The sequence below is a fragment of the Bradyrhizobium sp. HKCCYLRH3061 genome, from assembly GCF_051168015.1.
In the GTDB taxonomy this organism is placed as follows: Bacteria; Pseudomonadota; Alphaproteobacteria; order Rhizobiales; family Xanthobacteraceae; genus Bradyrhizobium.
This window is the reverse complement of record NZ_JBNPUE010000008.1, coordinates 207,778-220,821: the sequence shown is the minus strand read 5'-3', so window position 1 is coordinate 220,821 and position 13,044 is coordinate 207,778. Positions and strand designations below refer to the sequence as shown.

At 65.6% G+C, this 13,044-nt stretch carries 7 protein-coding genes; 1 reads left to right on the top strand and 6 read right to left on the bottom strand.

The genetic code is table 11. The features are described from left to right. Window positions 1–205: 205 nt before the first annotated feature. Window positions 206–436 carry a hypothetical protein gene (locus ACQR2C_RS15805; protein WP_315799868.1) on the top strand — a complete coding sequence of 77 codons (231 nt, stop codon included), beginning with the start codon at window positions 206–208 and terminating at the stop codon, window positions 434–436. Between the two features lie 6 nt (window positions 437–442). Here ACQR2C_RS15805 and ACQR2C_RS15800 read toward each other — a convergent pair whose 3' ends face one another. The 6 genes from ACQR2C_RS15800 to ACQR2C_RS15775 form a co-directional block, all read right to left on the bottom strand. Further along, a complete protein-coding gene (locus ACQR2C_RS15800; protein WP_315799869.1) occupies window positions 443–910 on the bottom strand; it encodes a hypothetical protein in 468 nt (155 codons plus the stop codon). 22 nt (window positions 911–932) lie between these two features. After that, window positions 933–1,283 carry a hypothetical protein gene (locus ACQR2C_RS15795; RefSeq protein WP_315751045.1) on the bottom strand — a complete coding sequence of 117 codons (351 nt, stop codon included), beginning with the start codon at window positions 1,281–1,283 and terminating at the stop codon, window positions 933–935. Between the two features lie 298 nt (window positions 1,284–1,581). Then, window positions 1,582–2,175: a formyltransferase family protein gene (locus ACQR2C_RS15790; RefSeq protein ID WP_315799870.1), complete on the bottom strand. Its 594-nt coding sequence runs from the start codon at window positions 2,173–2,175 to the stop codon at window positions 1,582–1,584. A 724-nt stretch (window positions 2,176–2,899) separates the two neighbouring features. After that, entirely contained in the window at window positions 2,900–7,126 is a 4,227-nt protein-coding gene (locus ACQR2C_RS15785) for a sulfotransferase (RefSeq protein ID WP_434881579.1), read from the bottom strand. 227 nt (window positions 7,127–7,353) lie between these two features. After that, window positions 7,354–9,192 carry a hypothetical protein gene (locus ACQR2C_RS15780; protein ID WP_434881578.1) on the bottom strand — a complete coding sequence of 613 codons (1,839 nt, stop codon included), beginning with the start codon at window positions 9,190–9,192 and terminating at the stop codon, window positions 7,354–7,356. 562 nt (window positions 9,193–9,754) lie between these two features. Then, on the bottom strand, window positions 9,755–13,021 hold the full coding sequence (locus ACQR2C_RS15775) for a beta strand repeat-containing protein (protein WP_434881577.1): 3,267 nt from the start codon (window positions 13,019–13,021) through the stop codon (window positions 9,755–9,757). Between the last annotated feature and the right edge of the window lie 23 nt (window positions 13,022–13,044).

The window sequence follows — 13,044 nt, the reverse complement described above, 5'->3', positions numbered from 1 at the left end:
GCGAAGGCGGGCTGTATCACCTCGCGCGCAGAGCAATGCAAACGAAATCAACGGTGCAGCGCACCAACGCCGCTGCAGGCTTTGCTCGCGACGGACGCGCGTCATCGAGAAAAACGTGGAGTGTGGCTGTGTTTCGTCCTAAAGCGACCGCCGCGATACAGCCCGCGAACAGCACAACACAGTCTAAGGCAGCCAGAGACAAGACATGACCGAACGCGCCGCTTCAGCCGACTTCGTGACCGCCTTTGCCACTGGCTGGCCGGAGCGGGAGCCTCATCTCATGGTGCTGTCGCTGACCACCCATAAAGGTGTGCAGGACTTCGCCATGACGCGGGAGCAGGCGCTGCTGGTCGCCAAGACCATCAAGCGCACCGCCGCGCAGCTTGCTCCGCCGCCGTCCGCAGGTGCGGTCCCCGGCGCCAGGCGCGGCAGTTGATCGGGATCACCGCGACAGTGAAATGTTGGCTGCGCGGAACTGGCTGTCGGCCCGGATCGACACGGACTGCCTCTTGCCGCGGGTGGCGAGCGCGATGTTGGCGTTGAAGCCGGCGGTGGTCGCGAGCAGCTGGAAGTTGCCGCCGCCGCCACGGCCCTGCAGCACGCCATTGATGCCGCGGCTGGTCTCACTCCAGGTTCCCGAGATGGCCGAGCCCTCAGCGATCACCTCGGCCTGCAGCCCGAACTTGTAGGCATCGCTGGCGCAGGTCAGGACGAGCGTCATCCGCGGTCCTGAGACGCCGTAATTGGCCCGGCACCGGATGCGCTCGGTTGAGCCGTCCTCGAGGGCAACCGTGCCGCTGCCGCCCCATGTTCCGGCCATGCCCGTGAAGGGACCAGGGTCGGCATGCCCCGGCGAGGCGGTCACGCCCGCCGTCAAAACAACGGCGGTGGCCGCGACCCGCCGCACCATCTTCAGGAGCGTGTGCGCGCCGTTACAGGCGCGAAGCCTGCCAGCGGCCGCTGCAGGGGATGCCTGCCGAGGCGCCGTTCCACTTGCCCGAGCCAGAATTGCCGTTGAGCTGCCCATTCGCATATGCGCCATTGATGGAGACCTTGACGAGGCCTTCGCGTCCAATCGAACCCGACACATTGGCGCCAGCCGCAGAAATCTTACCGTCTGCGACGATCAAGGTCGAGCTGGCCGTGGGCTCGCAGCTGCCACTGTTGGTGACGATCGTCACCTGCCACTGCCCGTCATAGGGCGACTGGGCGAATGCGGGGGCGGCCGAGCTGCCCACCAGGATCGACGCGGCGAAAGCCATTCCAATGCGGTCGAGACGCATGAATCGTTGTCCCTCAAATGTCGTTGATCACGACCTTATTTGGAAGAATTGTGACGAAAATTTGCCGCAGCGCCACAACGGATTTTTATCGAGCAATTTCAGTCCATTAACGATTAATGCGGAGCCCGGCTTGGAGGCATTCGGGCGGCATTGTGCGCAAACTGCGCCTTCGCCCACGGCATAAGCGGGCGAACGCCCACATCTTTTCGCTGACCGCCCATGCTGCCGTTCGCAGGGCACCGCGAGGGCGCCAGCGGGGAGGATGTCCACAACTTATCAGGGCGATGCGATCAGATGCTCAGTGCGGGGTGAGGCTGGGCGCCTTGGTCGCGAACTGCTCGTCCTGCGGCTTGGCCGGAATCGCGCCGGTCGCCTTGGCCGATTCGACGACATCGCCGAGCAGCTTGAGCCCGAGCGGTGCGAGAGCGCGCTCCCACAGCTCGCGCGCGGTCTCTCCCTTCTTGACGAAGCACCATTCCTGGGCGGCGATGGCGCCCGCATCCATGCGGTCGGCGAGGTGATAGATGGTGCCGCCGGCGATCGGATCGCCTTCCTTGATGGTCCACTCCACCGCAGCGATGCCCCGGTGACGCGGCAGCAGCGACGGATGGTAGCCGATGCCGCCGAGCCGGGCGGCTGCGACCGCCTCGTGAGTGACGCGGGCGTGGCTATGCGCCGTGACGATCAGGTCCGTGCCGGGGGCGATCTCGCCGGCGGGCACGACCTTCGGATTGGCCTGGACCACGACCTCGATCCCGGCCGCCCGCGCCGCGGCTGCAAGCCGGTCCTCGCCATCATGAACGACGACCCGCGCGATCTCGATTCCTCTCTCGCGCAGCATGTTCAGTGTGGCGACACCGAAATGGCGGGAGCCGACGAGAGTGATGCGCATGGCCAGGGATCTTCCACGGTTGGGGGCTGGATCCGGTCGGAGGCTCTGACCGGGCGAAACGGGTCAAACCAAGCCTTGGCCTCCAGGTCAAGCGCCTGCTGGGCCGTCGTCACAGTCTGGCTTCGTCCGGCCGCCGGAGGCGCTGTGGGACCCAAACGGGAAAGGGGAAGGCCGCTCCGAGCCGGAGTTGGCGGGGCCCCTCACGCCTATTGGCGCGCCGATCGCCATGGTCGCCATCAACCTAGCCGCCATCAAGATGCAGGCCGAGACGACCGTGGCGGATGACACGCCCTCGTCGGTACCGGCGGCGGCCTCAGACGAACCGGGACGTCAGGACAGGTGCCGGAAATTCGCCTATAGGTTGTGTATAGACCGGTGCTGCATCACGGCATATTGCTCGACACAGCTCAACTAAAGGCGCCGAGCTATCAACTGTACTGATGAGGACAACCGAAGATGCCGCTCCTGTCGGCTCAACGGGCGCGATCTGGTCGGTCTTCGAACGCAATTTCCTGGACCCATGGCTGAAGAGGTCATCGAACTTCTGGTTGTGTTATCAGTTGGCGCGTCTGCGTAGTAAAACTGACGCTTCTGCGTATGACGAATATAATTTCTTAAAGCCCCAGGAGCACAATGCTCGAGCCGCTCCGCCGCGCGGCCGGATAGCCGGGTGCCGCGCCTGTCACCGATCCCTGGGCAACAGCACCCGGTTATTTGCCGGCGGTCATGTGGTTTCCGGCGGCGGAAGGTCGATGCCGAGCGCCGCGCACAGCGGCCCAAGATGTTTCTCGTAGCGGCGCCAGCTTCCGATCGAGCGGCGGTAGATCGGCTCGCGCACCTGCATCAGGCTCGCCGTGCGCACCATGCGCTCGGTGCGATGGAAGTCGAGGCAGGCATCCTCCCAGTCGAGCCCGCAATGGGCGAGCACGCGGCGCGACACGCCGTCGAGGTCGTCGACCAGATCCTCGTATTGAACGTCCATCAGGATGCCGGGCGGTAGCACCTTGTGCCAGTGTTCCATCACGCCCTCATAACCCCGGTAGTAGTGGCCGAGTTCGGTCAGGTCGTAGGCGAATGGCTGTGAGCCTGTGAAGAGCAGCGAGTAGCAGGAAATGCAATTGTCGAGCGGGTCGCGTCGCGCGTTGATGATCCTGGCGCGCGGGAACGCCGCATGGATCATCCCGACGAACAGGAAGTTCAGCGGCATCTTGTCGACGATGCGCTCGGCTTCGGGCGCCAGCGTCCGAACGCGGGCGGTGTACTCCTGACCGATCTTCGTCATTTCCTCGGGTGGCAGCAGCGTGATCAGATCGGGATACGCCGGAACGACCTTCTGGCGGTTGGCGCATTCGCCGACGAGATCCTTGAAGGTCTCGAGCTCGCCCGCGCCGAAGACCTTGGAATGGCTGGCCAGCACCTGCTCCATCAGGGTGGTTCCGGAGCGCGGCATGCCAACGATGAAGATCGGGGCCCAGGAATCGTCGCCGTGCCCCGCAACCATGCGAAAGAACTCGGGCGTGAAGCGCGTCGCGACGTTTTTCATCATGCCGAGCCGCTGCTCGGAGTCGTAGTCGAAGGTCTTGCGCTTGAGGGTGTTGGCCTTGTGCAGATGCGAGAAGGCCAGGTCGTAGTCCTTCAGGTCGGACAACGCCTTGCCCATCGCGAAATGGGCTGCGATCTGCTTCTCCTGATCGAGCTGGTCGACGCGTTCGATCAGCTGCCGCAGACCAGGAAGCCGGCTGTCGTCCGGCTTGAACTTCGACATGTTCGCGAGATTGAGGTGGATCGGCGCGTCGTCCGGCGCCAGCTCCAGGGCCTTCTGGAACGCCGCCGTCGCCTCGTCGAAGCGGCCGAGCGCCTGGTAGGCGACGCCGAGATTGTTGTAGGAGCCGAAGCGTTCCGGCTTGATCTTGATGGCCAGCAGGTTCTGCTCGATCGATTCCTCGAGCCGGTTGAGCTCGAGGAAGGCGTTGCCGAGATTGCCATAGGCGTCGGCATAGTCGGGCCGGCTCGCGATCGCCCGCTTGTAGTGCTCGATGGCGCGCTCGCGATGGCCCTGGCGCAGCAGCACGTTGGCGATGTTGTTGTGGGTCTCGGCATGCTCCGGGCTGAAGTCGAGGACCTTGAGGTAGTGTTTCGCTGCCTCGATGTCTTTTCCTGTCGTGTAGAGCAGGTTGCCGAGTGCGAAATGCGCATCGAGGTGTTGCGGCTTGTTGTCGATCGCCCGCCGGAGCAGGGCCATCCCCTCGTCGATCAGCCCCTGGTTCTGGCGAACCATGGCGAAGGCGTAGAGGATGCCGGGGTGGCTCGGCGCCAGCGCAAGTGCCGTCTCGTAATGCTGTACGGCCGTCTCATAGTGGCCGGCGGAGGCCTCGACGGCTCCGATGCTGCCATGGGCCTCGGCGGATTTGTCGTTCACCGCGACCGCGCGCACGAAGAAGTCCTTGGCCTCGTCGAGCCGGTTGGCGGTGGTGCAGATCATGCCGAGTCCGACCAGCGCGTCGAACTGGTTCGGCTGCCCCGCCAGGATCAGGTTGTAGATCGTCTCGGCATCCTTGGAGTCGCCGCGGCCTTGCAGCCTCTTTGCCACGGCAGCGGCGCCTTCGACCAACGTCTGCAACGATCCGGCCTGCTGCGAAGCGAAGGAAAGCGATGCTGTCGTCGGCGTCACCACGGGCGGGGCCACGTTCACGGGCTGGGGCGGCTTGGCGCCCGCGATCGCCTCGGCAATGGTCGGCCGCACGGCTTCGCTGCCGAGCGCATCGAGCAGCGGCTTCAGCCGGTCGCCATACATCCGCCAGCGGCCGACCGATCCGGAGAACAGCGGCTTGCGGACCTGGACCAGGCTGGCCGTGTTCACCGGACGCTCGTTCTCGTGGAACGACAGGCAGGCGTCATCCCAGTCGAGCCCGCAATGCGCCACGATCTTGCGCGCATGCGCATCGAAGTCGCGCACCACGTCCTCATACGCCACCTCCAGCATGACGCCGTCCGGCAGCACCTTGCGCCAATGACCCATCAGGGCATCGTAGGCGCGGTAGTAGCGGCCGAGCTCGGCGAGGTCGTAGGCGAAGGGCTGCGGCTCGGCGAACAGCTGCGTGTAGCAAGACAGGCAGGTGTCGATCGGATTGCGCCGGACGTGAATGATGCGCGCATTCGGTAGCGCGAGATGGATCAGCCCGGCGAACAGGAAGTTCGATGGCATCTTGTCGACGATGCGCCTGGTGTCCGCCGGCAGGTCGGTGAACCGCTCGAGATAGGCGCGCGCGAGGGCCTCAATGTCGGCGTCGGACAGCTTGGCGAGCATCTCCGGATAGTCGCCGCGGGCACGGTCCGTGAACAGTCCCGCGGCGGCCGCGAAATAGTTGACCTCGCCGGCGCCGTGCACGGCGGAATGGCTGGCGAGGAGCTGCTCGACCAGGCTGGTGCCGGACCGGGGCATGCCGATGACGAACACCGGCGCCGGCGATGGATCGCCATGGCCGGCGCGCGCCTGCAGCATGTCCTTGGAGAACACCGCGCGGATGCGCTCGATCTGGCGCAGCGTCTGGTTCTCGTCATAGTTGATGCGGCGGCGCTCGAGAGCATTGCCGGCGTTGAGGTGGACCAGCGACCGTTCGCCGTCCTTGATGTCGGCATAAGCCCGCCCGAGGGTGAAGTGCAGGGCGATGCGCGCATCCTCGGTGAGCGTCTCCGAGTTCGCGGCCAGATCCTGCAAGGGCGCCCAGCGCGCGTCGTCGACCGCGAACGGCTTGACCACGCCGTAGTTGAGGTGCGTGCCGATACTGCGCGGGTTGACAGCCAGGGCGGATTCATACGCGAGCGCCGCCTCGTCGAGCCGTCCCAGGATCATCAGCACGCCGGCGAGATGGTTCATCGTCGTCGCGTCGCGGGGATCGTGGGCGAGGGCCGTTCGATAGCTTGCGACGGCGTCCTCGTAGCGCTTGACGTCGCGCAGCGCATCGCCGCGGTTGCGGTGGGCGACGGCATAGTCGGGGCGCCGGCGCACCGCCTCGTCGTAATGCGCGAGCGCCAGGTCGTGCTTGCCGCGCGATTGCAGGGCATTGGCGAGATTGTTATGGGCCTCCGGGAAGTCCGGCCGTTCGGCGATGGCGCGCTCATAATGGAAGATGGCGGCAGGGACGCTCTTCATCTCCAGGTGCAGATTGCCGAGATTGTAGTGCGCCTCGGCGAGATGCGGGCTCAGGGCAAGGGCCTGCTGATAGGTGCGGATCGCGGCATCGAGCTCGCCGGCGGCCTGCTGGCAGCCGCCGATGTTGAGCAGCACGACCGGCGCATTGGGCTGGATCGCGAGCGCGCGCGTGTAGTGGGCAATGGCTTCCGAATGCCGCCCGAGCATGCGGCAGGCGTCGCCGAGGCTGGCGGCGGCTGCGGCGAAATCGGGCCGCGCGTCGAGCGCGGCTTCGTGATGCGCGAGCGCGCGCTCGTACTGGCCGAGGCGCTGCAGGGCAAAGCCGAGCGCCTGGTGCGCATCGGCGCTGCCCGCGTCCGCGGCCAGCACCAGCTCCAGATGCCGAACCGCCCCGGCGGGATCGCCAAGGCTGGTGAGCACGCTGCCGAGCAGCAGCCGGGCCTCGGCCGAGCGTTCGTCGAGCGCGACGGCACGCTGCAGATGCGTGCTCGCTCTGGCGAGGTCGCCGAGACCTGCGAAAGTCTTGCCGAGCGACAGGTGCAGATCCGCGGCGTCGCCGGCTTCCTCTGCGGCCTGGTCGAGCAGGGCGCGTGCCTCCTGCGTGTCGCCGAGCTGCAGGCGGACCATGGCGAGGCTGCACAAAGTGCGGAAATGACGGGGCTGAAGCGAAAGAACTTTCCGGTAGGCCTGCTCGGCGATGCGCAAGGCTTGATCGCTGAGCGCGGCCGCCGACGGCTGTCCGCCGTCGGACGCTGCGGGGACGAGGCGGGGGCGGAAGGCGACGGCGTGCTCGTTCATGATGGCAACTTGCTGAATGGTCGACAGAAGCCGTTGTCGGGGCGGATTGAAGCGAAACGGAGGCTTAGACGGGGCTGATCGCAAGCTGTCGGCTAGAACCGTTCGAGCAGCGCAAGGAGCTTGTCCGGCCACGTGCAGCGTTGATGGCTGGTGCGGCCACAACGCAACGAGCCGGCGTAGACCCGAGGGGTCTGCGCCGGCCACTGTTGGTCAGGTTGCCGAGGGCGTCAGCCCCACATGTGGTGCATCGCGTGGTGGTGGGACATGTCCGGACCGCTCGATGCTGCTGCAGCGGTTGCAGCCGGCGCCGCCGCCGCGGCCGCCGCCGTGTGATGGCTGCTATGATGGCTGTGGTGGCCGCCGCAGTGATGCGTCGTTGTGGTGTTGTTGTTGCCGGTGTTGTTGTTGCCGCCGGTGGTTCCTCCGCCGGCCGTTCCACCGCCCGTCGTGCCGCCACCGGTCGTGCCGCCACCCGTGGTGCCTCCGCCGGCAGTGCCGCCTCCGGTGGTGCCGCCACCTGTCGTGCCACCTCCGCCCATGCCGCCGCCGGGCGTGGTCGTGCTCGCAGGCGTTCCGCCCGTGCCGTTGGCGATGTTCGGCGTGGCGCCCGCCGGCATACCGGTGCCCTGGGCAATGCCATTGACCGCCGTCGCCGTCACGAAGCTCGTCGCGGACGTGACGTAGGCCGATCCGCCGATCGCGATATTGTTGCCCGCGATGTCTCCGGCATTGCCGATGTAGTTCGCGGCGGCAGCCTTCAACATCGCCTGATCGGTCGCCAGGGCGGCACCCGTGTCGCCGTTCATGATGCCCATCAGCGCCTTCGTGGCCATGATGGTGTCGGACTGCAGAGCACCGGCGGCGAGCTCGTCGTCGAAGCGTCCCTTGAACACCGCGCCCTGCGCCGCATCGAATGCCGCACCGAAGTTCTGGTAGTTGGTGATCTGGTCGATCAGGGCCTGCGACGCCGTCCCCGTTCCATTGGCCACCGCAACCAGCTTCGCACCCAGCGTGTTGCCCTCGGCGAGGAAATTGGCCCAGAAATTGGTCTGCGCCTGATTGTCCTGGAACTTCGTGACCGTGCCGGTCAGGCCGCCGGGCATCTCCGAGAAGCCGCCGCCGTGTCCCGGCATGCCGGTGCCGCCCGCCGCCGCGTTGAGGGCCGCGTCGTTCTGAAACACGTCGATCATGTCGACGATGTTGTCGGCGGAGCCGCGCAGCGCCGTCGGATTGGCCATCGTCTCGGCGACGTTGTAGTTGTTGATCTGAAGGTTTGCTTGGCTGAGCAGCGTCATCAGATGCAGCGTCGTCGTTTGGGCATCGACAGCGGTTTGACCTGCTTCAATCGCAGCGAGCTTCGCTGGATCGTTCAGGATCGCTTGGAGACCCTGCGCCACGGCCGTGAAGTCGGCTTGGACCTGGTTGATATTGTTGGCGCTCATGCCGCCCAGCGAAAGGTCAGCGACGGCATTGAACACCGTTCCGATGGCGGTCAGGTCGCCCGCGGCCGCTGCAGCGAGATTGGTGGCGCTGTCGTTGCCGGCGGGAAGGCTCTGGAATGCCACATCCATGGCACCCGTGTTGGCCAGGAAGGGAACGTTGTTGAGCGCGGCCGAGAGATGCGCGTCACCCTGGATCTGCGCCAGGATCTGCATCTGCACGTTGTGGATGGTCTGGTCGGCTTCGGCGAGGGTCGCCGGATTAGTCGTGTTCGGCGCCGCGTTGATCAGCGTCGTGATCTCGTTCGAGACCTGGGTGAGCACCGCGGTGTCGGTCGCGTTGAGCGTAAAGGCCTTGCCGCCGATCGTGACGTCTCCGGGATTGGCCAGCATCGCGTTGATGTCGTTCTGCACGGCATGCAGGTCGGTGGTGTAGCTGCCGAGGAACGGGTTCGAGTTGCCGCTGTTCTGCGGCGTCGACCACAGGCCGGTCGAGATGCGAACGGCGTCGTTGAAAACGACGCCGGCCTGCACGAGGTCGGTCGACAGGTTGAGCGCCGAGGCGCGAACCAGCAGATTGGACGTGCCATTCGCCAGCGCCGTCGGGTTGAAGGTATTGGCTGCCATTGATCATCTCCCCAAGTTTCAACCCGGCGTCTGCTGCTTGGCGGTTCGGCAGCACGCGGGCGTTGATCGGGCTGAGACATCTCGTTCACCTCCTCGCGGAGCGGGCGAAATGTCGCAGCCTCAGAGCACCTGGGAATTATTTGCTCCAATGGGGCCAAAAGAAGCGCCGCGGAGTCCTCAAATATGATGTTGTTCGGGCAAACGACGATTGTCGCAGCCGGGTCACGGCCGCGCTCGGAAGCGTACTAACTCCTTGAATTCCGTCGTTGCATCCTTGCAACATCACCGCTCAGCGAAGCTTCGATGCACGGTCCAGACAAGAAGTTGCCCCGATCTTGCGGCTGGTCGCCGATCTCTCCTTAGAAAAGTTCCAGCGTAACGAGGGTTCACAGTGCGGAACGGAACATGCATCTTTGCTGATCTTCAGAGGCTTCCTTTCTTCAACGCGTGTCGTCTCGCCCGGCTCATCGTCCTTCTCATTTCCCCCGGGAGCACTGCGTGAGTTGACCTCATCTGCTTGCTCCCGGGTATCCGATCCGCAGCAGCTGCTGCGGTTGCCTCATCAACCCCACATGTGATGCATCGCGTGGAGATGCGACATGTCGGGACCGGCAGCCGCGGCCTGGTTCGTATGCGCGCCCTGGCTGTGATCGTGATGATGATGATCGCTGTGATGCGCGGCGTTGCTGCCGTTGTTGGCCGTCGTACCCGTCGATGTGCCGCCAGCCGCCGCTCCGCCGGTCGACGTGCCTCCGTTCGCCGCGGTGCCACCGGCTGCCGCGCCACCGCCGGCGGTGGTTCCTGCCGCAGCTGTGCCGCCAGTGCCGTTGGCCAGGTTCGGTGTCGCGGTGACCGGAATGGTGCCGTGCGCGGTACCCTTGATGGAGGTTGCCGTCGAGACCGTCGTGGCCGTCCCGACATAGGTGCCGCCATTGACGGGAATGTTGTTGCCTGAGACGTCCATGGCGTCCGCCGCGAAGCCTTGGCCTGCCGCGGCGATCATCGCCTTGTCTGCCGCAAGTGCTGCGCCGGTGTCGCCGTTGAGGATGCCTTGCAGGCCCTTGACGGCATGGGCAGTGTCAGCTTCGAGCGTGCCGCTGAGCAGCTCGTTGTCGAACCGACCCTGGAATACGGCCCCCTGCGCGGCGTCGAAATTGGCGCCGAACTGCTGGTAGTTCTGGATCTGCGTGATCAGGGCCGCGCTCGCCTGCGCACCGCCGGTCGAGATCTTCTGCAAGGTGGCGTTGATGGTGTTGGCCTCGGCCAGGAATGCAGCCCAGAAATTCGTCTGAGCCTGATTGTCCTGGAATTTGGTGACCGTGCCGGTCAGTCCACCCGGATCTTCGGCGAAGCCGCCGGAATGGCCGGCATTGCCGTTGCCGCCCGCGGCCATGTTGAGGTTGGCGTCACCCTGGACGATGTCGATGATGTCGAGCAGATTATCGGCCGTGCCGCGCAGCGCCGCCTGATTTCCCGTGGTCGCCGCCGCGTCGTATTTGTTGAGCTGCAGGTTGATCTGACCGAGCGCGGTCTGTAGGTGGATCGTGGTCAGCGCCGCCGCGTTGGCGGTCTCGCCGGCCTCGATCTGCGCGAGCTGGGTCTTGTTGTTGAGGATGGCCGTCAGGCCCTGCGAGACCGCAGTCAGATCGGTGTTGACCTCCTGCAGGTGCGCCGCGTCGATGCCGCCGGAGGCGAGCTCGACCACCTTGTTGAAGACGAGGCCCACGTCCTTGAGGCTGGCGCCAGCGGTCGCCGCAGCAAGGCTCGCCGGATCGTCCGCGCCGGCGGGCGAGGTCTGGAAGGCGATGTCCTGGCCGCCTGTGTGGGCGAGGAAGGGCACATTGTTCAGCGCGTTCGCCAGATGCGCATCGTTGTGGATCTCGCCCAGGATCTCCTGCTGGAGCGCATGAATGGTCTGGCTGGCGGCAGCCTGGGTGGTGGCGTTCGCGAACTGCCCCGCCGCCTGCAGCAGCGTCCCCAGCTGACCCTCGACGTTGGTGAGGACTGCCGTGTCAGTGGCGTTCAGTGCGAAGGTGTGTCCGCCGAGCGTGACCTGACCTGGATTGGCCAGCATGGCGGCGATATCGGTCTGCACCGCCGTGATGTCGGCCTGATAGCTGCTCAGGAACGTCGGCGAGTTGCCGCTGTTGGCCAAGCTGAACAGGCCGAGCGAGGCGCGGACCGCATCGTTGAAGACGACGCCGGCCTGCACCAGATCGGTCGAATGCTGAATAGCAGTGGCGCGAGTCAGCAGGTTCGACGTGCCGTTGGCGAGCGCGGTCGGACTGAAGTTGACCGGCGTGGCACCACCGCCGCTGCTCGGCGGCGTCGAAGTGGTGCCGCCGGTGCCGTTGGCGATGTTCGGGGTCGCCGTCACCGGGATCGTGCCGTGGGCGAGGCCGTGCACCGAGGTCGCCGTCGAGACCGTGGTGGCCGTGCCGACATAGGTCGCGCCGCCAATCGCGATGTTGTTGCCGGAGACGTCCATGGCGTCAGCGGCGAAGCCCTGTCCGGCGGCGTTGATCGCCGCCTTGTCCGCGGCGAGCGCCGCGCCGGTGTCGCCGTTCAGAATGCCCTGCAAGCCTTTCACGGCGGCCGCCGAGTCGGCTTCCAGCGTGCCGCTGAGCAGCTCGTTGTCGAAGCGGCCACGGAAGACATTGCCCTGGGCGGCGTCGAAATTGGCGCCGAACTGCTGGTAGTTCTGGATCTGCGTGATCAATGCCGCGCTGGCTTGCGCGCCGCCCGTCGAGATCTTCTGCAGGGTTGCGTTGATGGTGTTCGCTTCGGCCAGGAACGCGGCCCAGAAATTGGTCTGCGCCTGATTGTCCTGGAACTTGGTGACCGTGCCGGTCAATCCGCCGGGATCCTCCGCGAAGCCTCCGGCATGGCCGGGCATGCCGTTGCCGCCGGCCGCCATGTTCAGGTTGGCGTCGTTCTGGATGATGTCGATGCTGTCGAGCAGGTTGTCGGCCGTGCCGCGCAACGCGGCCTGATTGCCGGTCGTTTCCGCCTTGGCATACTGGTTGAGCTCGAGGTTGATCTGTCCGAGCACCGTCTGCAGATGGATGGTCGTGAGCGCGGCCGCGTTCGCCGTCTCGCCCTTCTCGATCTGCGCGAGCTGGGTCTTGTTGTTGAGGATGTTGGTGAGGCCTTGCGAGATCGCGGTGAGGTCGGTCGTGACCTCTTGGAGGTTGCCGGTGTGGATGCCGCCGGAGGCGAGGTCGACGACCTTGTTGAAAACGAGGCCGACATCCTTCAGCGTGTTGCCTGCGGTCGCTGCAGCCAAGGTCGCCGCATCATCGGCGCCGGCCGGCGTGTTCTGGAAGGCGACGTCCTGGCCGCCGGTATTGGCGAGGAAGTTGACCTTGTTGAGCGCGCCGGACAGATGCGCGTCGCCGTTGATCTCCTGCAGGATCTCCTGCTGGACCGCGTGCAGCGTCTGATCCGCGGCTGTGATCGTCGCAGCATTCGTGGTCTGCGGTGCGGCCGTGAGCAGCGTCGAGATCTGCGCTTGCACGTTGGTGAGAACGGCGGTGTCGGTCGCGTTCAGCGTGAAGGCCTGGCCGCCCAGGGTCACCTGGCCGGGATTTGCGAGCATCGCCGCGATGTCGTTCTGCACGGCGTGGAGATCGGTCGTGTAGCTGCCGAGGAACGGGTTCGAGTTGCCGCTGCCGGCCTGCGAGAACAGGCCGAGCGAGGCGCGCACCGCATCGTTGAACACCACGCCGGCTTGGACGAGGTCGGTCGACATGTTGAGCGCTGAGGCGCGCACCAGCAGGTTCGACGTTCCGTTGGCCAGCGCCGTCGGGTTGAAGGTGTTATTCGCCATAGATCATCTCTCCCCAAGTTCAT

What these genes read in the sequence shown, in the direction of transcription:
- ACQR2C_RS15780 (WP_434881578.1), bottom strand. Translation starts at nt 9,192, where the DNA reads ATGGCAGCCAATACCTTCAACCCGACGGCGCTGGCGAATGGCACGTCC.
- ACQR2C_RS15795 (WP_315751045.1), bottom strand. Translation starts at nt 1,283, where the DNA reads ATGCGTCTCGACCGCATTGGAATGGCTTTCGCCGCGTCGATCCTGGTG.
- ACQR2C_RS15805 (WP_315799868.1), top strand. Translation starts at nt 206, where the DNA reads ATGACCGAACGCGCCGCTTCAGCCGACTTCGTGACCGCCTTTGCCACT.
- ACQR2C_RS15790 (WP_315799870.1), bottom strand. Translation starts at nt 2,175, where the DNA reads ATGCGCATCACTCTCGTCGGCTCCCGCCATTTCGGTGTCGCCACACTG.
- ACQR2C_RS15775 (WP_434881577.1), bottom strand. Translation starts at nt 13,021, where the DNA reads ATGGCGAATAACACCTTCAACCCGACGGCGCTGGCCAACGGAACGTCG.
- ACQR2C_RS15800 (WP_315799869.1), bottom strand. Translation starts at nt 910, where the DNA reads ATGGTGCGGCGGGTCGCGGCCACCGCCGTTGTTTTGACGGCGGGCGTG.
- ACQR2C_RS15785 (WP_434881579.1), bottom strand. Translation starts at nt 7,126, where the DNA reads ATGAACGAGCACGCCGTCGCCTTCCGCCCCCGCCTCGTCCCCGCAGCG.